A 21,559-nucleotide genomic window follows, 5' to 3' on the forward strand; every position below is an offset into this window, starting at 1 on the left:
CCTGGCGGCGTTGCTGCACCCACTCCCGGAATGTGCTGCGCAGGGTGCGGCTGCTGGTGCGCCCGGAGACGGTGCTGCGATGGCACCGCGACCTGGTCGCGCGCCGCCACGCGGCCGGTTCTGGACCGAAGCGTCCGGGCCGGCCACGGACCGTGCATGCGATAGGAGGGTGCACGGCGAGCTGCTCGTGCTGGGGATCAAGGCGGCTGCCTCTACGGTGTGGGAGATCTTGAAGGAGGCCGGATCGACCCGGCGCCCGGACGGAGCTCCCAATAACGCCATCGCCGACCGAATCCGCGGTCTCCTCGCAGACCTCGGCGAGAGCCACCGAACCCGGCCTTGACGGATGGCGTAGCAGGCGCGTGATCTGTCGGACAATGGTCTGGTGTGGATGTTCCGAGAAGGGATGTCCTTGGGCCGGGGCCCAGACGAGAATCCCGGCCCGATTGCGGCGGGCCGGGATTCTGTGTTGTGCGCCTGGCCGGAGGGCGTCGGCCCGATTACGGCGGGCCGGGTTCTCCAGCATGCGCATCACGCGGTTGCTGCTTTTAGTCTTCGTCGAATCCGCCGAATTCGCCGCGCTCGCCCTTCTCGTGATGGTGGCGCTTGATGACGCGGAAGCTGCCGACGACTCCGTTCTTGACCTTTACGCCGTCCTCCATCTCCTCGTGGTGCTTCTTGTGGTGCTCGCCCTCCTCGTGCTCGCCCTTCTCGTGCTCGCCCTTCTCGTCCTCGTCCTCGTCCTTGATCTTGCCCGGGCGGACGTTGTTGGCCTCGCTGTGGGGGCCGACGGTGGCGATGGGGGCGCCGTTGTCGCAGGTGACGCCGCGGAAGAACTCGACGGTCGTCTTGCTGTCGTTGCGGATGTTGAAGCTCTTGGAGCCCAGGCCGCTGATCACGGTGATGCAGCCGTCGGGGTGGGCGGAGAACGACCGCTCGTTGATGAAGATTCTGCCGATCTTGTGGTGGCGGCGCTCGCCGCGCTCGCCGCGCTCGTTGCGCTCGCCGCGCTCGTTGCGCTCGCCGCGCTCGTTGCCCATCGGTCCGTAGGCCGGAGCGGGCGCCTGCTGGACGACGGCCGGGGCCGCCTGGGCCTGGGCCTGGGGGGCGGTGGCGGCGGTGGCGTAGGTGATGCCGGTCGCGGTCAGTGCCGCAGCGGTCGCGACGGCCGTGGCGATCGCGTGGGAACGGTTCATGATCATGTAACTTGTTCTCCTTCTGAGACCGAGAGAGGAACACCCGCTGTGGCAGCCGGTGCGTGATTGAACGTACTAACACCCACTATTGCTGTCATGTCGGGCAAATCGTGATCTCCGGCTTCGTGGGGCTGATCGGGTATGTAGAGGTCCGTTACGCCGCCCTGAAGCAGAGCTGAGTGGCCGTCAAAAGTCCTCTGTTTTCCGGAGATTGAATGGCAATTAGCCCTTACGGGTGATCTTCCTACGTCTGCTCACCCACTGTGGCGGTAGGTTGCCGGGAAGTGTCGGCGAGTCGCTGCTTGACATGTGGCCTGTCGTAGGTTCCGCGGAGGCCACGTGAAACGGTGGCTGTCCGACGAACGCGGCGCGGTCGCCGGGACCTCGCCGTCCTGCTGCTGGGCTTCGCCCTCGCCGCCCGCCGTTCCGAACTGCGGCTGCTGGACTGGACCGACCTCGGGGAGGTCGAGGAGGGCCTGGCCGTCGAGGTCTGGCGGCCGAAGGTCAACCATGAGGGCCCGCTCGGCGTGCCCTACGGCTCCAACCCGGCCACCTGCCCCGTCCGCGCGGTCCGCGCCTGGAGACGGTGCCTGATCGAGCACGGCCGCCAACCGGTCGGCCCCCTGTTCGTGCGCATCGACTGGCACGGCCGCATCGCCCACCCGATGCACCGGCACGGCCAACAGATCGGAGACCCCCCGGACAGATCATGATAAAGCGGGCTTGACGGGTATTCAGGGGAGATCATGACGAACACGGACCTGTCGACCGCGGTGAGCACCACGACCGGCCCGACCGGCCTCGCACACCGCCGGGCCGGTTCGACGCCACCACCGAGGCCCGGCTGGCCCAGCTCGACCGCGACGCCACCCGGCACGTCGAGGACCACCGGCCGGAGAAGACGAGGGCCAGCTACGGCGCCGACTGGAACACCTGGCTCCGGTTCTGCACGGACAGCGGCCTGCCCCCGACCGCCGTCCGGTCCGGCACCCTCGTGCTGCTCGTCGAGTGGTGCTGGCTCCAGCCCGCCCGGCCGCCCGGTCCTCTCACCGCCCCGTCGACCATCGACCGACGCCTTACGCGGCTATGCACGTTCACGTGTATGCCGACAGGTGCGGGCCTGGCGCCGCTGGTACCGCCGCCTGCACCACCGGTGGGGCACCGTCCTGCAGGCCGGGCTGACCCCCGAGGCCGTCGGCGACGTCCTGACCCGGCTCGGCACCCGCGCCGGGCTGGACATCCGGCCCAACGGCCACAGCCCCGGCCGCGGACTGGTCACCGAGTCCTCCCGCGCCGGCAACCCCGACGCCGTGGCCGAGAAGCAGGGTGGATGGGCCAAGGTCTCTACGGTGATGCGCCGCTACCGCGAGGCCGGCGACGGCTTCACCGAGAACGCCCTGCACGGAGTGCTGCAGGAACCTGTTTCTGAACCTGATCATGGCTCCGGTCTCCCATCTCTGACCCACCGTGCAAAGTAGCCGCGCGGGGGCGGCCGGTCACCCTGCTACTGGGCCTCGCGCAGCCGCCCGCGCTCGTCGAGCGCCTCCGGTTCCAGTGCGCAGCGCCTTCCGAGAACCGGTCTGCCTCGGGGCGGGCCAGGAGCAGAGCGCCGACCGTGACCGGGACCAGCCGGGCCGCCACGCCGGATTCGCCCTGCAACCGCACGGGCCCGTTCGGAGTCGTGATCACCTGGCTGGGAAAGGATTGGACGGGGTGATGCTCGGGCTTGTAGCTTGCAGTGGACCGTGACACCGCCCGAGGAGGTGAGACCCATGAACGCAGTATCGACGTGGGTGCTCCCCCTTCCCGTCACGGCCGGCGATTGACGTAGGTGTCGCCGGGAGCGCCTCGACAACAAGGCACTCCCGAAAGGCAACACCTATGGACTCTCCGCAGTTCACCGCCGAGCCGTCGTCGAACGATACGGTCGAGCGCGGCTTCACCGTGAGCGACGTGCTCGGACTCCGGTCGCCGACCTCCGGCGCCGATCGCGCGCCCCTCATGTTCGACGTGATCATTGCCGGGTGCGGGCCGACTGGTGCGATGCTGGCCGCCGAACTGCGGCTGCACGATGTGCGGGTACTCGTTCTTGAGAAGGAAACCGAGCCCGTGTCGTTCGTCCGCATCGTCGGTCTGCACATTCGCAGTCTCGAGCTGATGGCAATGCGCGGACTGCTGGATCGCATTCGCGAACACGGAAGACAGCGTCCGGCCGGCGGCTTCTTCGCCGCCATCAACAAACCCGCGCCCCAGGGCCTGGATTCCGCGCACGCCTATCTGCTGGGCATCTCGCAGCCGGTCATCGTTCACCTGCTCGAAGAACATGCGATCCAACTGGGTGCGCAGGTCCGGCGCGGTTGTGCGGTGGCCGATTTCGAGCAGGACGACGAGGGGGTGACCGTCGAGCTGGCCGACGGCGAACAGCTGCGTTCGCGCTATCTCGTCGGCTGTGACGGCGGGCGCAGTACGGTGCGCAAACTGCTCGGCGTCGGCTTCCCCGGCGAGCCCTCGCGGACCGAGACGCTGATGGGCGAGATGGAAGTGGGTGTGCCGCAGGAGGAGATCGCCGCCAAGGTGACCGAAATCGGCGAGACCAATAAGCGATTCTGGCTCAGGCCCTTCGGCGAAGGGGCGTATAGCGTCGTAGTCCCCGCCGCGGGAGTCAGCGATCGCGCGGAACCACCCACCCTCGAGGATTTCAAACAACAGCTGCGCACCATCGCCGGAACCGATTTCGGCGTGCACTCCCCGCGCTGGTTGTCCCGCTTCGGGGATGCCACCCGGCTAGCCGAACGCTATCGGGTCGGGCGGGTGCTGCTGGCCGGCGATGCGGCACACATCCATCCACCCACCGGCGGACAGGGCCTCAACCTGGGCGTTCAGGACGCATTCAACCTCGGCTGGAAACTGGCCGCACAGATCCGCGGCTGGGCACCGGAAACACTGCTGGACACCTACCAGGCCGAACGCCATCCGGTCGCCGAGGAGGTGCTGGACAACACCCGCGCCCAGATGGAACTGCTGTCCACCGAACCGGGCCCGAAGGCCGTGCGCAGGCTGCTCACCGAACTGATGGACTTCGACGAGGTGAACCGCTATCTCATCGAGAAGATCACCGCGATCGGCATCCGCTACGACTTCGGCGAAGGCCCCCACCTGCTCGGCCGCCGCCTGCCCGACATCGACGTGAAACAGGGCCACCTCTACGGTCTGCTGCATCGTGGCCGCGGCCTGCTGCTGGACCGCACCGAACGCCTGACCGTCGGCGGCTGGTCAGACCGGGTCGATTACCTCGCGGATCCCACTGCGGTACTGGATGTTCCCTGCGTCCTGCTACGCCCCGACGGCCACGTCGCCTGGATCGGCGACGATCAGCTGGACCTGGACGACCACCTCTCCCGCTGGTTCGGCAAGCCCGCCAACTGATTTCACCTGAGCAACCGAAAAGGCCCGTAGGGAGGATCGGAGCGGCCAGTAGCGGCTGACCATCGGAAGGCTGGAGGAAGCATCTGAAGTTCCCCTCTTCGCCATGCTCCGAGACGGCACGTTCTACGAGCCCCCGACCCCCGCCACGGCTTGACGAAGCGGATAGAGGCGCGTTTTTAGCCCACACGTGGGCGGAGTCGAGGACGACACGGGAGACATCGATGAGGCCGGATCGTCCACGCCTACGAAAGAGCGTCCAGAACAATATCAACTACGCTGACATCAGCCGCATAACCCGTGTGCAGGACTCGGGGGTGAAGGCCCGGTCCGCCAGCAAGCTGACGGACCCTCATGCAAGTTCGAGGTTAAACACTGTTCAGGCAAGACCGCCGTTGCTGAACAGCACCTGGCCATTGATCCAGCGGGCCGGTCCCGCGAGGAAGGCAACCGTCTCGGCGATGTCCTCGGGACGACCCAGACGTTCGAGTGGCACCGCGTTGGCGAGGTTGTCAATGACCACCTCATCCTTACCATCGAGGAACAGCGAAGTGGCCACGGGGCCGGGGGCGACGGCGTTGACAGTGATGTCCTTGCCACGCAGCTCGCGAGCGAGGACCAGGGTAATGGCCTCGACAGCCGCCTTGCTCGCCACGTATGCGCCATAGGCGGGGAACTGGGTGCGGGTCAGCGAGCTGGAGAAGTTGACGATCGTCCCGCCGGCGCGGAGCCGTCGGGCAGCCTGCTGGTCGACGACGAACGTGCCGCGGATGTTCGTGCGATGGATCTGGTCGAGGTCATTTAGGTCTAGGGTCGCAATCTGGCCGGGCCGCATGATGCCGGCGGCGTGCACCGTGACGTCGATGCCGCCGAAGGCGGCTTCGACGGCGTCAAAGGCGCAGGCCATCGCATACTCGTCGGCGACGTCACCACCAACGGCGATCGCCCGGCCGCCGCCCGAGGTGATCTCGTCGACCAAGCGGTGGGCCTCGTCCTTGTTGCTGACGTAGTGCACGCCCAGAGCCAGGCCGTCCTTGGCCAGCCTCCTGACGACCGCGCGGCCGATGCCGCCGGACCCGCCGGTCACCAGGCCGACCCGGGGGGAAGGATTTGGACTCATGAACTCTTTTCTCCCTCGACGCTGTGTGAGGTCATTGAGTGGCGTTTTACATCTCGGATTCACCTGAATCGCAACAAATGAATTCGGCGAAAGAGGACGCTATCAGGGGAAATCTTCCAGGCATCCTTGCGTATGTCGAAGATTTTCAGGGTGATGGCATCACTCTCCTCCTCAAGTTCATCGTTGCAGTCCGGAGACCGACTCTGGCAGCGGAGGGCAGCGAGCGCCAAATTGATGGCTCCATTCGGACCACGCAAGGTCCGGCCGGTCGAGACACATCAGGTCCAAGGGAACTGTGTGGAGCATCTGGTGGCAGTGGAAACGCCAGCGACCGTAGTCCACGATGTTTCGGCCAACTGACCGCTCAACCGCTCCTTTGGAGTGAAAAGGAAGGGGAAGCGCGCGTGTCTCTGAGGGATGTGGATATTCCTCACGTGTGTACCTGGGCGTTCACAGCAGCCGCATGGGCTGGTGTGAACTTTCGAACCGGTGTCAGCCGGGAACCGGGGAATAAGCGGTGCGCAGGCCATAGGGATTCCTACCTACCGGGGAGAAACTCCGTCCGCCTCTAGCTGAGAGTAAACGAACATGTCGAATGAGCGTCATTGGTCGAGGCCGCAGTACCTTCATGAGGCCGTAACCAACCCCAACATCCACGTGCGAGGCACCCACAGCTACTACAGTCACGCCTGGTCCGGCGACTTCGAGCAGTCCGTTGTGCGCTACCTCTACGGAGACGAATACAGCCGAACGGGTTGGGAACCCGCCTGGCCCATTGACCAACTGCACATCGGAGACTACGTGTGCATCGGTGGCGAAGCTGTGCTCCTCATGGGCGGCAACCACATCCATCGCACAGACTGGTTCAGTCTCTACCCCTTCCGTGACGTTCGCGTCAGGGCTTACCTGGGCAAGGGCGACACGGTGGTAAAGGACGGCGTTTGGATCGGCATGCGGGCCATGATCATGCCCGGCGTGACACTCGGTGAGGGTGCCGTCATCGCTGCTCAAAGTGTGGTCACACGTGATGTGCCGCCCTATACCGTTGTGGCTGGCGCTCCGGCCAGGGAAGTCCGTAAACGCTTCACCCCAGAGGCCATCGACAGGCTCCTGGCGCTGGAGATCTACCAGTGGAGCGACGAGAAGTTCAACGCTCTCCGGTCGGTGATCTGCGGATCCAGCATCGACGCCCTTGAGGAGGCGTCCCAGGCATGGGACGCCTCGATTCCAACAACTGGCCGCCATGCGACAGGAGTCTTGACCCAGGGCTGACGCGGAGTCCATCCGCTTAGGGCTTGCAGATCATCAACCCGCAGCTTGCAGCTCTTCAGCTCGTTGGTGTGGTATAGGCGATTCACCGGAGCAACGAGCGTTGCTGACAGCGAAGTTCGAGACGATCTTGCCGCATCTGGACGAGCGGCAGCGGCGTCTGCTGTTGGGAGCGGAGGCCCGGTCGATCGGCCACGGTGGGATCCGGCTGGTCGCGCGGGCCGCAGGTGTGCGTGAGGCGACGGTGTCGGCCGGCGTGTATGAACTGGAGTCCGGGGAACCGCCGTTGGGCAGAGCGAGGCGGCCGGGTGGCGGCCACGAGCGGGTCGTGGACCTGGATCCCGGTCTGCGCGATGCGCTGCTGGCGCTGGTGGAGCTGGATGTGCGCGGGGATCCGATGTCGCCGCTGCGCTGGACGACGAAGTCGACGCGTACCCTGGTGGCCGAGCTGACCCGGCAGGGCCACCGGGTCTCGGCCGACACGGTCGGGGACCTGCTGCGAGAGGAGGGCTTCAGCCTGCAGGGCAACGCCAAGACCTGCGAGGGCAGTCGGCACCCGGACCGGGATGGGCAGTTCCGCTACATCAACGAGCAGGCCAGGGCCCACATCGATGCGGGAGAGCCGGTGGTCAGCGTGGACACCAAGAAGAAAGAGCTGGTCGGCACCTATAAGAACGCCGGACAGCAGTGGCTGCCGGCGGGGCGGCCGGTGCAGGTCTCGACCCACGACTTCCCCGACGCGCAGCTGGGCAAGGCGATCCCGTACGGCGTGTATGACCTGGCCGCGAACACCGGCTGGGTCAGCGTCGGCACCGACCACGACACCGCCGCGTTCGCGGTCGAGTCCATCCGCCGCTGGTGGAAGGCCCGCGGCAACCTCGACTACCCGGCCGCGTCCCGGCTGCTGATCACCGCGGACGCCGGCGGCTCCAACGGCTACCGCACCCGCGCCTGGAAGAGCGAACTGGCCGCCCTGGCCCTGGAGACCGGCCTGGAGATCACCGTGTGTCACTTTCCTCCGGGAACATCGAAATGGAACAAGGTCGAACACCGGCTGTTCTCCCACATCACGATGAACTGGCGCGGCAGGCAGTTGACCAGCCATGAAGTGGTCGTGAACAGCATTGCCGCGACCACGACCGGCACCGGGCTGGCCGTCCGCGCCGCACTCGACACCGGCGCCTACCCCACCGGCGTGACCGTTGGTGACCGGCAGATGGACGCCCTGCCGCTGGACCGCCACACCTGGCACCTGGAACTACACGTTGCGGCCCGAGCTCTACGCCGAGATCGACGAAGCCTCGGACCCGTTCGACCAGCCGAGCCCGGACCTGGCCTGGCTGTGCCACCCGCTGTTCACCGGGCTCACCGCGGTCGAGTGGGACGCCCTGATCGTCCAGCTCCTGGCCCTCCACGAGGACCAGCGCGAAGCCGATCTGGACAAGCGGCGTGGCCACCGGCCCCGCATCAAGGGCGACGGCACCACCGGACGCCGGCCGATGCTCACCCTCGCCGACCGGCTCCTGGCCACCGTGCTGCACTACCGCCTGGCCCTGCCCCAGGTCGCCGTCGCCACCCTGTTCAACGTCCATCCTGGAACGGTCAACCGGCGCATCCGCGATGTCCGCCAACTCCTCCAGACCGCCGGACATGTCATCCAGCGCGCCGACCATCAACTCGCCGACCTGGACGCCCTCCACGACCTCGCGACTACAGCAGGCATCGTCATCCCCCTCAAGAGCAAATCAGCAAGTTGATGATCTGCAAGCCCTAACTACGCGGCACTGGGGTACTTCCTGGGGGCAGGCATCGTCAGATCTCCTCTCAAGAGACCCATCTGACTTGCTGTCACCACCCCGCATCTCTGGGGAACCTCACTGCGCAGTTCCACCAGGCTGTTCACCCGGCCAGAGCTGCTGACACCCACCGACAGGAAGCCCGCGATGATCCGATACGGCTGGGACGCCCCGCTGGTGGCTGTTTGCACCGCCTGAGAGGGGGAGGCGGTAAGTCCCATCGTCCCCATCGCCGTGATCGAACTCAGGCCACTGGCGGTCAGAAAGCGGCGTCTGTCCATATTTCCTCCTTGGCGAGGGGAATCTCGACGAAGCGAGCAGTGCTGATCGTTTGTACTGGAGCCGCATGGGGCCGGAATCTCGCGCCGGGAGAGGGGTGACGAACGACGCCACTCACATAGTTCGTACTCTTCCATGGGGGCAGGGGAGCAAGGGGGATGTTGAACGGACACTCCCGCCAGCTACGCCAGGAACGGAAATTCTTTGGCTCTTCCGGGTAGCCGCCAAGTACAAGTGCGATCTAGCGTGCAGCTGCCTGCAGGCTAGTCAAGGCTTAGTTAGGATCTATCTAGCCTAAGGGGGGCTTGCGGGCTGAGGTGCTCGATCGCTTGGCCCATCGGACGATCGGTCGAACGAGCAGCGAAGGGCTGTCGCCTCATGGTCAGGCGCATTGATGCGACAGACCTGTTGCTCGCCCTCAATATATCGTATCTATTCTGTACAGATCTGCGATCTGCGTGAGATGGTTGTGTTTTATATCTTGACACTGTCGTGGGTGGACTTCGATACTCAGAGCGCTTTCGGTGGGCGAGCGCTCGGAGGAAGCGGCCACATCGAGCGCAGTAGGGCTCGCGGAAGAGTCTGAATCATGTGACGGATGCGGCGGACGGTTGGGAGCGGGATCCCCACCTCGGCATGGACCGACAAGGCAGCGACACACCACAGCCTCCGACATCGACGGGTAGGGGAAGAGACGCATGGCGCGCAATTCGACACTCCTGAGGGCCGCCGCCCTCGCGGGTACCCTCACCCGACCAGAGGGTTCCGCTGCCACGCCCGGAAAACCGGGCGCTCCACGAGAGGCGCAGCCGGCCACTGCGCTGAAGCGGCCGCCGGATCGGCCCCGACGGGCACGTTCGCGGGGCGGACTGAGCCGCTTCGCCCTCTTCGCGGCGCCAGGTCTGCTGGCCTACCTTGCCCTTGTGCTGGTGCCCATCGGCATCACCACCGGCTACAGCTTCACCAACAAGAACCCCTTCAACCCACCGACCCAATGGGTGGGCCTGGACAACCTGACCAGCCTTGCCTCCGACGACGAATTCCTCAAAGCGCTGGGGAACACCGTCCTCATCACCGCCATCGTGACCGTCGTCACCAACGCGGGTGGCCTCGCTCTCGCCCTGCTTCTCGATCGACGCGGCTGGCTGTACAACGCGCTCCGCAGCGTGTTCTTCGTCCCGGTCGTCCTCAGCGCTGTGGTGGTCAGCGTCATCTGGCAGGCGATCCTCGTCGACGACGGCCTGCTCAATTCCATGCTGCGTCAGCTGGGGATGAGCGACCCGCCGGGGTGGCTCTCCGACCCGAGTCTCGCCCTCTACACGGTCTCGTGGGTCATCGCCTGGCAAGGGCTCGGATTCTGCGTGGTCATCTACCTGGCCGGGCTTCAGGGAATCCCGCAGGAGTTGCACGAGGCGGCAGCGATCGACGGCTGCGGACCACTGCTGCGGTTCCGCCATGTGACCTGGCCGATGCTGGCGCCCGCCGTCACCATCAACACGGTCATGTCGCTGATCGGCGGATTCAAGGCCTACGACCAGGTCCAGGTCCTCACCAACGGCGGCCCCGGCCCGGGCACCACATCCACCCTCGCTTTTCAGGTGATTCAGACCGCGTTCAACGGCAACCACGTCGGCTACGCCTCTGCAATGGCCGTGGCGATGCTGGCCCTGGTCGCGGCTGTTTCGGTGATCGCGCTCGGCCTGTTGCAGAAACGCGAGGTGTCTTCCTGATCATGAACGAACCCAGAGCTTGGCTTCGTCCGATGGCCGCGCTGCTCGCAGGCTGTCTGTTCTTCCTGCCGATCTACCTCGTGCTGGTCAATGTGTTCAAGGACGGTTCGGCGATCGTGTCGAATCCGGTGGGTCTCCCGATCCCACCGACCTTGGACAACATCCAGAACGTGCTGTCCCGACCGGACCATCTCTTCTGGTACGGGTTGATCAACAGCACGGAGGTCACCGTGATCTCCATCCTCGTCATCACCGCGATCTCCGCCATGCTCGGCCACTACCTGGCGCGGTCGACCGGTGTCCTGGCCAAGGTCGCCATGGCCGCGCTGTTGTGCGGCCTCATGGTGCCGCCGGCGGTCATCCTCACCCCGATCACCGAAGTGCTCCGGGCACTTGGCCTGATGAGCACCGTGCCCGGTCTGATCCTCGCGTACGTCGGCTACTACATGCCGTTCGGAGTCCTTGTCTTCGCCGGCTTCACCAAGACCATTCCACGCGAAGTCGAAGAGGCAGCGGCCATCGACGGTGCCCGCGCGTTCCGCGCCTTCTGGCAGGTCGTCTTTCCCCTGATGCGACCGGCATCGGCCAGCGTGCTGATCTTCCTCGGCGTCTGGATCTGGAACGACTTCCTCAACCCGCTGATCCTCCTGGGCCCGGCCTCCGGGACCACGGTGACCGTCGGAATCTATCGCGCCATCGGTGAACACCAGGCGGACTTCGGCTCGGTCTTCGCCCTCATGTTCCTCGCGACGCTGCCCATCCTCGTGTTCTACCTGGCCTTCCAGAAGCAATTCGTCAAAGGCCTCACCGGTGGAGCGACGAAGGGCTGATCGGCCGGCCGGCTCCGGGGCGGGGCCGTGGACACCCCCGCATCGTTGTGCCGCCTCGCCATCGAGCGCGGTACGGGCTGCCCCGCAAGCTCACCCCCAAGTACCCGGCCCGGCCGCGGGGATGACGGTTCCCAGGAGTGCGGCCGAGGCCCTGAGTGAGAGGCAGACCTGAACTCATGCGCAGCACGGCACCCGGGCGCACCGCCACGGCGGTCGGCGAACTGTCGCTGGGCGCCGCCCCGCTCGGAAACCTGTTCCACGCGATCAGCGACGAGGACGCGGCCGCCACCGTCGAAGCCGCCTGGGCCTGCGGGCTCCGCGGCTTCGACACAGCCCCGCACTACGGTCTGGGGCTGTCGGAGCGCCGGCTCGGAGACGCCCTGCGTACCCGACCGCGTGACCAGTACACGCTCTCCACCAAGGTCGGCCGCCTGTTGCGCCCACGGACCGGACCGCACGGTGACGACCGGGCGAACGGCTTCGCCGTCCCGGCCACCCACGAGAGGGTGTGGGACTTCACCGCCCGCGGTGTCCGCGTCGGCGTCGAGGAGAGCCTCACCCGGCTCGGCCTCGACCGAGTGGACATCGTCTACCTGCACGACCCGGACCACCATGAGCGGGAGGCTCTCGACTGCGCCTACCCCGAGCTGGAGCGGATGCGCGCGGAGGGCACGGTCGGCGCGATCGGCGTCGGCATGAACCAGACCGAGATGCCGGCACGGTTCATCCGCGACACCGACGTCGACGTGGTGCTGCTGGCCGGCCGCTACTCCCTGCTCGACCAGAGCGGGCTGGCCTCGCTCCTGCCGCAGGCCGAGCGACGCGGGGTGTCCGTCGTCGTGGGCGGGGTGTTCAACTCGGGTCTGCTGGCCGATCCCAAGCCGGGCGCGACCTTCGACTACGCCCCCGCCCCCCAGCCCATGCTGGAACGGGCGCTGGCGCTGAGAACCCTGTGCGAGGACTTCGAGGTCCCGCTGCGGGCAGCGGCACTGCAGTTCCCGCTCGGCCATCCGGCGGTCGCCGGTGTGGTGCTCGGGGCGCGCACCGCCGCCGAGGTGGCGGACGCCGCCGCGATGATTCGCCATCACATCCCCCCGGACATGTGGCTCGCGCTGCGTTCCCGGGGCCTGCTGCCCTGGAACGCTCCGGTGCCCGACCGGCGTCAGGACGAATGCTGCCGCTGATGCGGATCGTGCTGTTCCGCGCCGGCGGCACGGACCCACTCACCCGGAAGGCGAAGCGCACATGACCACCATCGACGCCCACCAGCACGTCTGGGACCTGTCGGTCCGTGACCAGGACTGGCTCATCGGCCCTGAAGTCGCGCCCCTGCGACGCGACTTCAGTCTCGACGACCTGCGCCCGCAAGCCGCGGCCGCCGGCGTCGATGCCACGGTGCTGGTGCAGACCGTCTGCGTACCCGAGGAGACGCCCGAGTACCTGGCCCTGGCCGCCGACGACCACCTGGTGGCCGGAGTCGTCGGCTGGACCGATCTGACCTCTCCCGCGGTCTCCGACGCTCTGGCCGAGCTGCGTGCGCTGCCCGGCGGTGACCACCTGGTCGGTATCCGCCACCAGGTGCAGAGCGAGGACGACCCGAACTGGTTGCTGCGCCCCGAAGCCGACCGTGGTCTGGCCGCCGTCGCATCCGCCGGCCTCGCCTAGGACCTGGTGCTGCGCCCCGAGCAACTGCCGTCAGCGGTGGCGGCGGCTCGCGCCCGGCCGGAGCTCACCTTCGTCCTGGACCACCTGGGCAAGCCTCCCGTTCGGCCGCGTCGACAGGACACCTGGGCCGCGGACCTGCGCGCCCTGGCCCGGCTTCCCAACACGGTGGCCAAGCTCTCCGGGCTGGTCACCGAGGCCGACTGGCATGCCCGGAGCCGCGCTGATCTGCGACCGTTCGTGCCGGTCGCGCTGGAGGCCTTCGGCTCGCAGCGGCTGATGTTCGGGTCGGACTGGCCGGTGTGCACGCTGGCGGCAGAGTACGGGCAGGTGGTCGCCACCAGCCGTGAGCTCCTGGCGGACCTGTCGGAGCACGAACGGAATGAGGTCTTCGGGGGCACGGCCTCCCGGGCCTACCGCCTCTGACTCACGGCAGGCAGGGGGCAACAGGGGGCGGGCGCAGCTGCGCCCGCCGCCTGTTGCCCCCTGCGGCGACCACGCGCGAATTCGTCACCAGCCCGGCTGGTCGAACCCGATGCCGGGGGCCGTCGGGGCGTGGACCAGCCCGTCGGCACTCACCGCAGGCTCGCGCACCACGGGATTGGTGTACACCAGGGACTCGTAGTACGTGGTGTTGGGTATCGCCATGCACAGATGGGCGTTGACCACTCCGCTGCCGTGCACCTCGGCCCGCAGTTGGTAGCTGTCGGCCAGATGCGCAATGCGCAGTGCCCCGGTGATCCCGCCCTTGTACTGAGCGCTCGTCCTGACCCGGCCCGCCGTGCCGGCCGCGATGAAGTCGCCGACGTTCAGGTGTGCGCCGTCTGAGGTCTCCGCGACCAGCAGCGGGACCTCGACCCGTTCGGCCAGCCAACGGTAGGAGGTCACGCTGAACTCGCGCATCGGCTCCTCGTACCACAGGTAGCCGGCCTCGGACAGCGCACGGCCGACGTAGACCGAGTCGTCGAGGTCGAACCCGGCCGAACCGTCGTACATCAGCGGGACGTCGTCACCGACGTGCGCCCGCAGCTTCTGGCACAGCTCCGCGTCCGCCTTCGGGTCGCCCCAGCCGTGCAGCTTGACGGCGGCGTAGCCCAACTCCAGGCACTGGTCGGCTACATCGAGGTACTCCTCCACGCTGCCGAAGGTGACCGTGCTCGCGTAGGCGGCAACGGCCTCGCGGTAGCTGCCCAGCAACCGGTGGACCGGCTGCCCGGCCGCCCTGCCCGCCAGGTCCCACAGCGCCACGTCGACCAGGCCGAGAGCATAGATCGGAAGCTCCTCGATGCGGTCCAGCTCCCACAGCCGGTGCCACAGCAGCTCGCGCATCAGCGGGTCGCGCCCGGTGAGGTCCGCACGGATACGGCGGTCCACCAGGTCGGAGACGATCAGCCCGCGCCGCGTGTGCGCCTCGCCCACGAGGCCCTCGTCGGTGTGGACGCGCAGGATTCCACCCACCACCGCCGGCTCCGAGCCCGGCAGCCCGGCCCGCCACCGGAAGGGTGGCTGAGCGGGCAGGTCGACCATTTCCACAGTCACATCGGTGATTCGCATGGATGTCCTTCACAGCTGGAGGTCCGGGGTTCCGGAGTGGGTGTCGTCGCCGGGCCGGAGCCCCGCCCGGACGGCGTGGTCGAGGATGCGTCGGGCAGCGACTTCGTACCCGGGCGCGGAGATCTGCTCTACCGCCGGTCGCCGCATTCCTATCTCGGCGCCCGCCATATGTTTCCGATACATGAAGCGATCTGTGCTCAGTGAATCACATCCAAACTCTTGACGCCAGGATCCGGTAACCCCAGACTCTTCCCCATACCAGTCGGGTTGTTCCGTCTTGGCTCCGACGCGGGAGAAATCCCGGGCGAAAAGGGTCAAACCTTCCTGTACCTGCGACGGGCCTCCAGGGAGTCCGCACGGTTCAATCTCGTGGATCTGGCATGTATCAGATCTATATCCCTCTACGTCATGCGCTCGTGACCGATCAACCGGTCCTGCCCCCAGAGGAGTCCTCCATGCAGAAGCGGGGGAGTACCACTGCAAGAACGGCTACAGCGGCATTCACCCCGCGCCCTCCGGCGACGGCAGCGTCTTCAGCGCACTGAACGCCTTCAGCAGCGACTACTACACCCCGCTCGGCAAGGCCGCCCCCGGCGACTTCGGCCGCTTCAACGACCCGGACATCGCGCTGATGGCGAAGATGGCCACCGTCGACCCCGCCGACACCGGCCGACTCAAGCAATTGGCGGGCCCGGCGCTGAAAATTCTCGCCCGGCGGGCGCCCTTCCTCCCGATCGGCGGCGCGGCCTCGTTCGTCGACATCAACTCCAGCCACTTCACCGGCTGGCCGACCCCCGAGACCGCCAAGTACGCGCCCCACACCTCCGCCGGTCCGGACACCACGCTGACCTTGCAGCATCTGCGCCCGGCCTCCTGAAAACCCGTTGGGGCCGGCGGCGAAGCGGTCGCCGCCCGCCCCACCGCCACGACCACTGTCACCACCTCACCACCCGGGAACAGCTGTGACCAATCCCCGCGCCGCCGCAGAGCTGACCATTAACCGACCACGGCTTCCTGCGCGCCGGCCGACCCCACCAGATCATCTCCGCCGCCATCCATTACTTCCGGGTCCATCCCGAGCTGTGGGAGGACCGGCTGCGCCGCCTGCGCGCCATGGGCGTCAACACCATCGAGACCTACATCGCCTGGAACCTGCACCAGCCGACCCCCGACCGCGCCGACTTCTCCGGCCCGGCCGACATCACCCGCTTCATCCGCACCGCGGCACACCTCGGCCTGGACGTGATCGTGCGGCCCGGACCCTACATCTGCGCCGAGTGGGAGTTCGGGGGCCTGCCGGCCTGGCTCCTCGCCGATCCAACGCTGCGTCTGCGCCGCACCGACCGGCGTTATCTGGCCGCCGTGGACGCCTGGTTCGACCAGCTGGTCCCGGTCCTGCGCCCGCTGCTGGCCAGTCAGGGCGGACCGGTGGTCGCCGCGCAGGTCGAGAACGGGTACGGCAGTTACGGCAACGACACCAGCTATCTCGACCACCTGCGGCGGGGCTTGATCCGACGCGGCGTGGACTGCCTCCTGTTCACTGCCGACGGCGCCACCGACGAAGTGCTGCGCGGCGGCGTCCTGCCTGGCACCTTGGCCACCGCGACCTTCGGCTCGCGCCCGAAGGAGGCGCTCGCCACGCTGCGCCGCCACCAGCCGACCGGCCCTCTGGTGTGCTCCGAGTACTGGCACGGGTGGTTCGACCACTGGGGCGGGCACCACCACGTCCGCGACCCGCACGAGGCCGCCGCGGAGCTGGACTGGATGCTGTCCCAGGGCGCCTCGGTGAACATCTACATGGGTCACGGCGGCACGAACTTCGGCTGGTGGAACGGCGCCAACCGCAACGAGACCGACTACCAGCCCACCTGCACGAGCTACGACTACGACGCACCGGTCGGCGAGGCGGGAGAGCTGACCGAGAAGTTCCACGCCTTCCGCGAGGTGATCGAGCGGCACCGCGGCCCGATCGGGCACGAGGCGCCCGCGCGACCCGACCGGCTCGTCCCGCAGACGGTGCGCCCGAACGGTGCGGTGGCGCTGCTGAACTGCCTCGATGCGTTGTCCACCCCGCAGCAACGGCGCGCGCCGGAGCCGATGGAGGCCCTGGGCCAGTCACTCGGGCTGATCCACTACCGGACACGGCTGCGCGGCCCGTTCCCCGACGCGACACTGCGCGTGCACGGTCTGGCCGACCGGGCCCAGGTGTTCCTGGACGGTGAGTTGCTCGGCCTCCTGGAGCGTGACGGACCGTTGGACGCGCTGCCGGTCAGCGTCCCCGAGAGCGGCGCTGAGCTCGACTTGCTGGTGGAGAACATGGGGCGGGTCAACTACGGCCCCTGGCTGGAGGATCGCAAGGGTATCAGCGGCGGCGTCCGGATCGACACCCAGTACCAGTTCGGCTGGGAGATCCGTCCTCTCCCGCTGACCGATCTGGCCGCCCTGCGGTTCGGGGCCGCGGAAGCCATGGAAGGTCCGGCCTTCCACCGGGCGGAGGTGGAGGTCCCGGCTCCGGCCGACGCCTTCCTCGCCCTGCCAGGCTGGACCAAGGGCCAGGTCTGGCTCAACGGCTTCGCTCTCGGCCGCCATTGGGATCGCGGCCCGCAGCGCACGCTCTACGCCCCTGCGCCGGTGTGGCGGCCCGGTCGCAACGAACTCGTGATCCTCGAACTGCACCGGACGGGCGAGCGGATCGAGATCCTCGACACGGCGGATCTGGGCCCCACAGGCTGAACTGCCGCCCGACGGCGTGGCTCCGGTCCGCCCCCCTTCCGGGCCGGAGCCACCGCGCCCCTGAGCACTCAGTGTGTCTGCGTGTGCGCTGTACGTCGCCACCAGGGTCGCCAGCGCCCCGTCGGCGGGCTCACCTCTGACCGTGAGCGAAGTATGCGGCCACTTCCGGGTCCACGGGAGCCACGTCGAGGGCCCTGCCTCCGTCCCGCAGCGACATGGTGGCCGCGTAGCCGGCGGCCACCGCTTCGCGGGCCGCGACCGGCGAGGTGACGGTGGCCCCGCCCTCCCGCACGAACCGCAGGAACTCCGCGGCCAGGAGCGGATCGGCACCACCGTGGGTGCCGGTCGGTGTGTGGACGGGGACCACCAGATCGGCGTCGGCGCGGTATTCGCCGCGGCGGTTCCACACCCGGACCTCCGCTCCCTCGGAGTCGCCGAAGTTCTCCAGCCGCCCCTCGGTGCCGATCACCGTGTAGCTGCGCCAGTAGTCGGGTGTGTAGTGGCACTGCTGATAGCTGGCGAGGACGCCGTTGTCCAGCTGCATCTGCATCATGCTCAGGTCCTCCACGTCCACCACCGGGTTGAGACCGGTCAGGCTGAGGGGCGGCCAGTTGTTGGTGGACAGCCAGTCGGTCATGCGCTGCCCGCTGCGGTCGCGGCGCGAGGTGATGTCGCCGTAGACCGTCAGCCCGCCCATGGCGTTCACGCGCCGGGTGTAGCCGCCGGCCAGCCAGTGGATGACATCGATGTCATGTGCTCCCTTCTGCAGCAGCAGACCGGTGGTGCAGCGCCGGTCGGCGTGCCAGTCCTTGAAGTAGAAATCTCCGCCGTTGCCGACGAAGTGGCGGCACCAGATGGCTTTCACCTCGCCGATCGCCCCGCTGTCGATCAGCTCGCGCATGGCCACCACGACCGGCATGTGTCGCATGTTGTGGCCGACGTACAGCGGGGTTCGGCACGCGCGGGCCGCCGTGAGCAGCCGGTCGCAGCCCTCGATGGTGATCGCCATCGGCTTGTCCAGGAACACCGGGACACCGGCCGCGAGGAAGTCCAGGCCGATCTGCTCGTGCGTGTGGTCGGGGGTCAAAACGAACACGCCGTCAAGCCCTGCAGCGAGCAGTTCGTGGTGGTCCAGGGCAGTCCTCACCCGGGTGCCGAAGCGTTTCTCGGCGAGCGCGAGCATCCGCGGATCGCGGTCGCAGGCCGCGACCACCACGGAGCCCGAGCCCGGCCGATGGGCCAGCTCGACCAGATCGCTGCGATTGCCCAGGCCGATGACGCCGACTCTGATGTCGTCCAACGCGCTGTCCTTTCGAGGGATTTCGACACGTTACGGTTGCTGCTGGTGAAGGCGATGCCCTGGATGAAGTGCCGCTCGGGCAGTACGAGGGCCACGCTCATCGGCGCGGAGACCATCGGCGATCCGGTGGTCAGCCCCGAGTGGCCGGTGAAGGGCTTGCCCCGGAAGCTGGTGAGAGGGGCCGTTGGCGGCACCGTGGAGCAGGTGGTGGATCACCACCGTGCTGCGAGGCTGGTTGCTGGTCCCGTAGGCCGGCTGGACCGGCAGGCGTGCCTACGGCTACGCCGAAGGTACATGGAGACACCCCATCTGCGCTACGATGGAGAGGATATAAATCAGATACATATCGAATCCGCGAGACTGAACTGCGCTGGCTTTCCTGGACGCCATGCGCCGTCGCGAGGGTTCGAAGGTGGCAGTCCGGGGGTGACGCCGCGGCCGGGCCGGGGTGGTATCGCCTAGCCATGGCCGGGTGGTGCGACGCAAGCGGTACGGGGGAGAGTCTTGTGGGTACCGGATCCTGGCGTCAAGGGTTTGAGTGTGATTCACTGATTGTGGGACTCGTTATGTATCTGAAACATATGGGCCAGAGTCGAGGCGGCGGTCAGCGGACCAGCGGCCTCAAGAGGGAAGCGAGGGAGAGTCGTTGACCCACTCAGAGAAGATCTCCGCGCCCGCGCCTGCGTCGACAGGCATGGTGCGCGGTTACCGCCCCGGGTACGAGGTCGCAGCCGAACGGATCCTCGAGTACGTCGTCCGGGCGGGCCTGCAGCCCGGCGACCGGCTGCCCACGGAGAAGGACCTGGCCGACGAGGTGCAGATGAGCCGGACCGTGGTGCGCGAGGCGGTGAAGATCCTCTCCGCCCTGGGACGGCTGTCCGTGCAAAAGGGCCGCGGCATCTACGTGGCCGAGCCCGAGCAGTCCTCCTGGCAGCAGTCGCTCGCCAACTTCCTGCCCGCGGACCTGCGGCAGGTGGACGAACTCTTCGAGTTCCGCCGTCATCTGGAGACCACCACCGCGAACCTGGCCGCGCAGCGAGCCACCCCCGCGCAGGTCAAGGCGGTACGCGAAGCTGCACAGCAGTCCGCGCATGCGGCACAGCAGGGCGACATCGATGCCTTCACCGTTGCCGACGAGGCCTTCCACACCGGCATCGCGGCCGCTGCGGCCAACATGTTCTTCGCCTCTACCGTCGACGCTGTGCGACGTCTGCAGCGCCAGGTCATGACGATAGGACTGGCCGGCATCGCCGGCGGATCCCTGCAAGTGGCCGCCGAACAGCACGAGGCCATCGCTGAAGCCATCGCCGCCGGAGAGACCGACCGTGCCGAAACGCTGATGGCCGAACACATCGACATGACCGCTCAGCAATTCCAGCAGGAGATCTGGCGCCGGGTCGTACCGGGCGACGACAGTCACGCCTGAAGCTCAGGCGGACGCCGAGGCGGAACAGCCGTGGCTTGCCACCGAGTACGTGGAGGGGCCCGACCTCGGACGCCACGTGAAGTCGCACGGCCCGCTCCCCTCTCTCCTCACGGCCGCGCTCGGTGCGCTCCCGAGACGCTGTCGGCCGTGCACACGCCGGGCCTGCTCCATCGCGACCTCAAACCGGCGAACATCCTGCTCGGGCCCAACGGCCCGAAGATCATCGAACTCGGTCTGGCGGCGTTCGTCGAGCCGAACGTCTCGCTCACCGTCCCCAACGAGGCGGTCGGCACCCCGGGGTGCATGGCGCCCGAGCGGGCGGCCGACGTGAACCCGCTGACGCCCGGCGTGGAAGTGTACGCGCTGGGCGCGGTGCTGCTGTTCGCGGAGACCGGCCACTATCCCCACGAAGCGGCGACCCCGTACATGGTGTTCCGTCTCGTCACCGACCCCGCCACCGCGCCGCATGTGTTCCGGGGCGCCCGCCGAGCTGGTGCCGCTCCTGACCGGCATGCTCGCCCACAGCGCCGACGACCGGCCTTCGCTGGGCGACGTGGTGCAGCAGTGCCGGGCGGTCGTCGAGGCCCAGGGTATGAAGATCGCCCAGGCTCGTCGGCGGCTCACCGCGCACACGGCGACGCACCCCCGACGTATACCCGCCTTCCCGACGACGGTCCTGCTCATCTGTACGGCGTCCGCCAGACCCTTCTCCGCCGGCAGGCGGGCGCCGGGCTCGAGTCGCTCGCGGACGACGTATCCGAGGATGCGCTCCGCTGCGATCTCGTAACCGGGGCGATAGCCACCGCTCGCCGCGCTGGGCTGCTGCGGGACGTGCGATGACGGGTCGGGTCAACCTCTGTCCCGATCTCCTCTGGCGACTCCTCTCGTGGTCCCGAGAACGGACACGCCAGCGGAATCTACTTCGCATCTATTGCCGTGGCATACATAAAGTGAATCACACCTACGGGCTTGACGAGATGGGTTGCCGCATCCAGACTCACCTCACTTGCGTCGAGCCATCGTGGCGTACCACGACCAGTACGTACCATCCGAGATCGGCCTCGGTCCGAACCGGTCCCATGGACCGGGGAGCTGTGCAGGCTGGACGCCTCGGGAGTGCCTCAGCCACAGACAGCAACTGGAGAATCAGATCTATCTTCGGAAGTCGCAGGGAGGGAGAGGCGGCGCGTAGACAGGGCGCGCTCGACGCCGAGATAGGCGCCTACCGTCACGCCCGCGCC

The 21,559-nt window shown here is 67.5% G+C and carries 16 protein-coding genes and 2 pseudogenes; 13 read left to right on the top strand and 5 right to left on the bottom strand.

The genetic code is table 11. The annotated features are described in order from the left end of the window. Window positions 1–548: 548 nt before the first annotated feature. Entirely contained in the window at window positions 549–1,202 is a 654-nt protein-coding gene (locus tag ACFY4A_RS29775) for a hypothetical protein (protein ID WP_390832437.1), read from the bottom strand. A 341-nt stretch (window positions 1,203–1,543) separates the two neighbouring features. Between ACFY4A_RS29775 and ACFY4A_RS29780 the strand changes: the two genes are divergently transcribed. The 3 genes from ACFY4A_RS29780 to rox all read left to right on the top strand — a co-directional run bounded on the left by ACFY4A_RS29780 (window position 1,544) and on the right by rox (window position 4,622). Further along, window positions 1,544–1,909, top strand: a complete 366-nt coding sequence (locus ACFY4A_RS29780) for a hypothetical protein (RefSeq protein WP_390832438.1) — start codon at window positions 1,544–1,546, stop codon at window positions 1,907–1,909. A 399-nt stretch (window positions 1,910–2,308) separates the two neighbouring features. After that, window positions 2,309–2,674: a hypothetical protein gene (locus tag ACFY4A_RS29785; protein WP_390832439.1), complete on the top strand. Its 366-nt coding sequence runs from the start codon at window positions 2,309–2,311 to the stop codon at window positions 2,672–2,674. Between the two features lie 403 nt (window positions 2,675–3,077). Then, the gene (gene rox / locus ACFY4A_RS29790) at window positions 3,078–4,622 is read left to right on the top strand and encodes a rifampin monooxygenase (RefSeq protein ID WP_390832440.1); all 1,545 of its coding nucleotides are present in this window, start codon (window positions 3,078–3,080) and stop codon (window positions 4,620–4,622) included. A 376-nt stretch (window positions 4,623–4,998) separates the two neighbouring features. Here rox and ACFY4A_RS29795 read toward each other — a convergent pair whose 3' ends face one another. Then, window positions 4,999–5,739 carry an SDR family oxidoreductase gene (locus ACFY4A_RS29795; RefSeq protein ID WP_390832441.1) on the bottom strand — a complete coding sequence of 247 codons (741 nt, stop codon included), beginning with the start codon at window positions 5,737–5,739 and terminating at the stop codon, window positions 4,999–5,001. Between the two features lie 588 nt (window positions 5,740–6,327). Between ACFY4A_RS29795 and ACFY4A_RS29800 the strand changes: the two genes are divergently transcribed. From ACFY4A_RS29800 to ACFY4A_RS29825, 6 genes and pseudogenes are all read left to right on the top strand, one after another. Continuing rightward, window positions 6,328–7,011, top strand: coding sequence for a CatB-related O-acetyltransferase (locus tag ACFY4A_RS29800; RefSeq protein WP_390832442.1), 684 nt, complete (start codon window positions 6,328–6,330; stop codon window positions 7,009–7,011). Between the two features lie 103 nt (window positions 7,012–7,114). Next, window positions 7,115–8,765, top strand: a pseudogene (locus tag ACFY4A_RS29805) (ISAzo13 family transposase). 1,241 nt (window positions 8,766–10,006) lie between these two features. Continuing rightward, on the top strand, window positions 10,007–10,813 hold the full coding sequence (locus ACFY4A_RS29810; RefSeq protein WP_390832443.1) for a carbohydrate ABC transporter permease: 807 nt from the start codon (window positions 10,007–10,009) through the stop codon (window positions 10,811–10,813). A 2-nt stretch (window positions 10,814–10,815) separates the two neighbouring features. Beyond that, a complete protein-coding gene (locus tag ACFY4A_RS29815) occupies window positions 10,816–11,643 on the top strand; it encodes a carbohydrate ABC transporter permease (protein WP_390832444.1) in 828 nt (275 codons plus the stop codon). Between the two features lie 176 nt (window positions 11,644–11,819). Then, on the top strand, window positions 11,820–12,827 hold the full coding sequence (locus ACFY4A_RS29820; RefSeq protein ID WP_390832445.1) for an aldo/keto reductase: 1,008 nt from the start codon (window positions 11,820–11,822) through the stop codon (window positions 12,825–12,827). Window positions 12,828–12,888: 61 nt separating this feature from the next. Next, a pseudogene (locus ACFY4A_RS29825) lies at window positions 12,889–13,731 on the top strand (amidohydrolase family protein). Between the two features lie 84 nt (window positions 13,732–13,815). Here ACFY4A_RS29825 and ACFY4A_RS29830 read toward each other — a convergent pair. Both ACFY4A_RS29830 and ACFY4A_RS29835 read right to left on the bottom strand, forming a co-directional pair. Then, complete coding sequence (locus tag ACFY4A_RS29830) at window positions 13,816–14,859, bottom strand: enolase C-terminal domain-like protein (protein WP_390832446.1); 1,044 nt, start codon at window positions 14,857–14,859, stop codon at window positions 13,816–13,818. Between the two features lie 9 nt (window positions 14,860–14,868). Continuing rightward, the gene (locus ACFY4A_RS29835; protein ID WP_390832447.1) at window positions 14,869–15,042 is read right to left on the bottom strand and encodes a hypothetical protein; all 174 of its coding nucleotides are present in this window, start codon (window positions 15,040–15,042) and stop codon (window positions 14,869–14,871) included. Between the two features lie 448 nt (window positions 15,043–15,490). Between ACFY4A_RS29835 and ACFY4A_RS29840 the strand changes: the two genes are divergently transcribed. Together ACFY4A_RS29840 and ACFY4A_RS29845 are read left to right on the top strand one after the other, a co-directional pair. Beyond that, window positions 15,491–15,736, top strand: a complete 246-nt coding sequence (locus ACFY4A_RS29840) for a hypothetical protein (RefSeq protein WP_390832448.1) — start codon at window positions 15,491–15,493, stop codon at window positions 15,734–15,736. Between the two features lie 164 nt (window positions 15,737–15,900). Next, window positions 15,901–17,592 carry a beta-galactosidase family protein gene (locus ACFY4A_RS29845; RefSeq protein ID WP_390832480.1) on the top strand — a complete coding sequence of 564 codons (1,692 nt, stop codon included), beginning with the start codon at window positions 15,901–15,903 and terminating at the stop codon, window positions 17,590–17,592. A gap of 130 nt (window positions 17,593–17,722) precedes the next feature. On the opposite strand, the gene ACFY4A_RS29850 is transcribed toward ACFY4A_RS29845, so the two are convergent. Further along, window positions 17,723–18,892 (bottom strand): Gfo/Idh/MocA family protein, encoded by a 1,170-nt coding sequence (locus ACFY4A_RS29850; protein WP_390832449.1) that lies wholly within the window; start codon window positions 18,890–18,892, stop codon window positions 17,723–17,725. A 646-nt stretch (window positions 18,893–19,538) separates the two neighbouring features. On the opposite strand from ACFY4A_RS29850, the gene ACFY4A_RS29855 reads away from it, so the two are divergent. Both ACFY4A_RS29855 and ACFY4A_RS29860 read left to right on the top strand, forming a co-directional pair. Continuing rightward, window positions 19,539–20,318 (top strand): FadR/GntR family transcriptional regulator, encoded by a 780-nt coding sequence (locus tag ACFY4A_RS29855; RefSeq protein WP_390832450.1) that lies wholly within the window; start codon window positions 19,539–19,541, stop codon window positions 20,316–20,318. Window positions 20,319–20,465: 147 nt separating this feature from the next. Further along, window positions 20,466–21,158: a hypothetical protein gene (locus tag ACFY4A_RS29860; RefSeq protein WP_390832451.1), complete on the top strand. Its 693-nt coding sequence runs from the start codon at window positions 20,466–20,468 to the stop codon at window positions 21,156–21,158. The last annotated feature ends 401 nt before the right edge of the window (window positions 21,159–21,559 follow it).

It is taken from the genome of Streptomyces sp. NPDC001292 (assembly GCF_042896465.1).
In the GTDB taxonomy this organism is placed as follows: domain Bacteria; phylum Actinomycetota; class Actinomycetes; order Streptomycetales; family Streptomycetaceae; genus Streptomyces.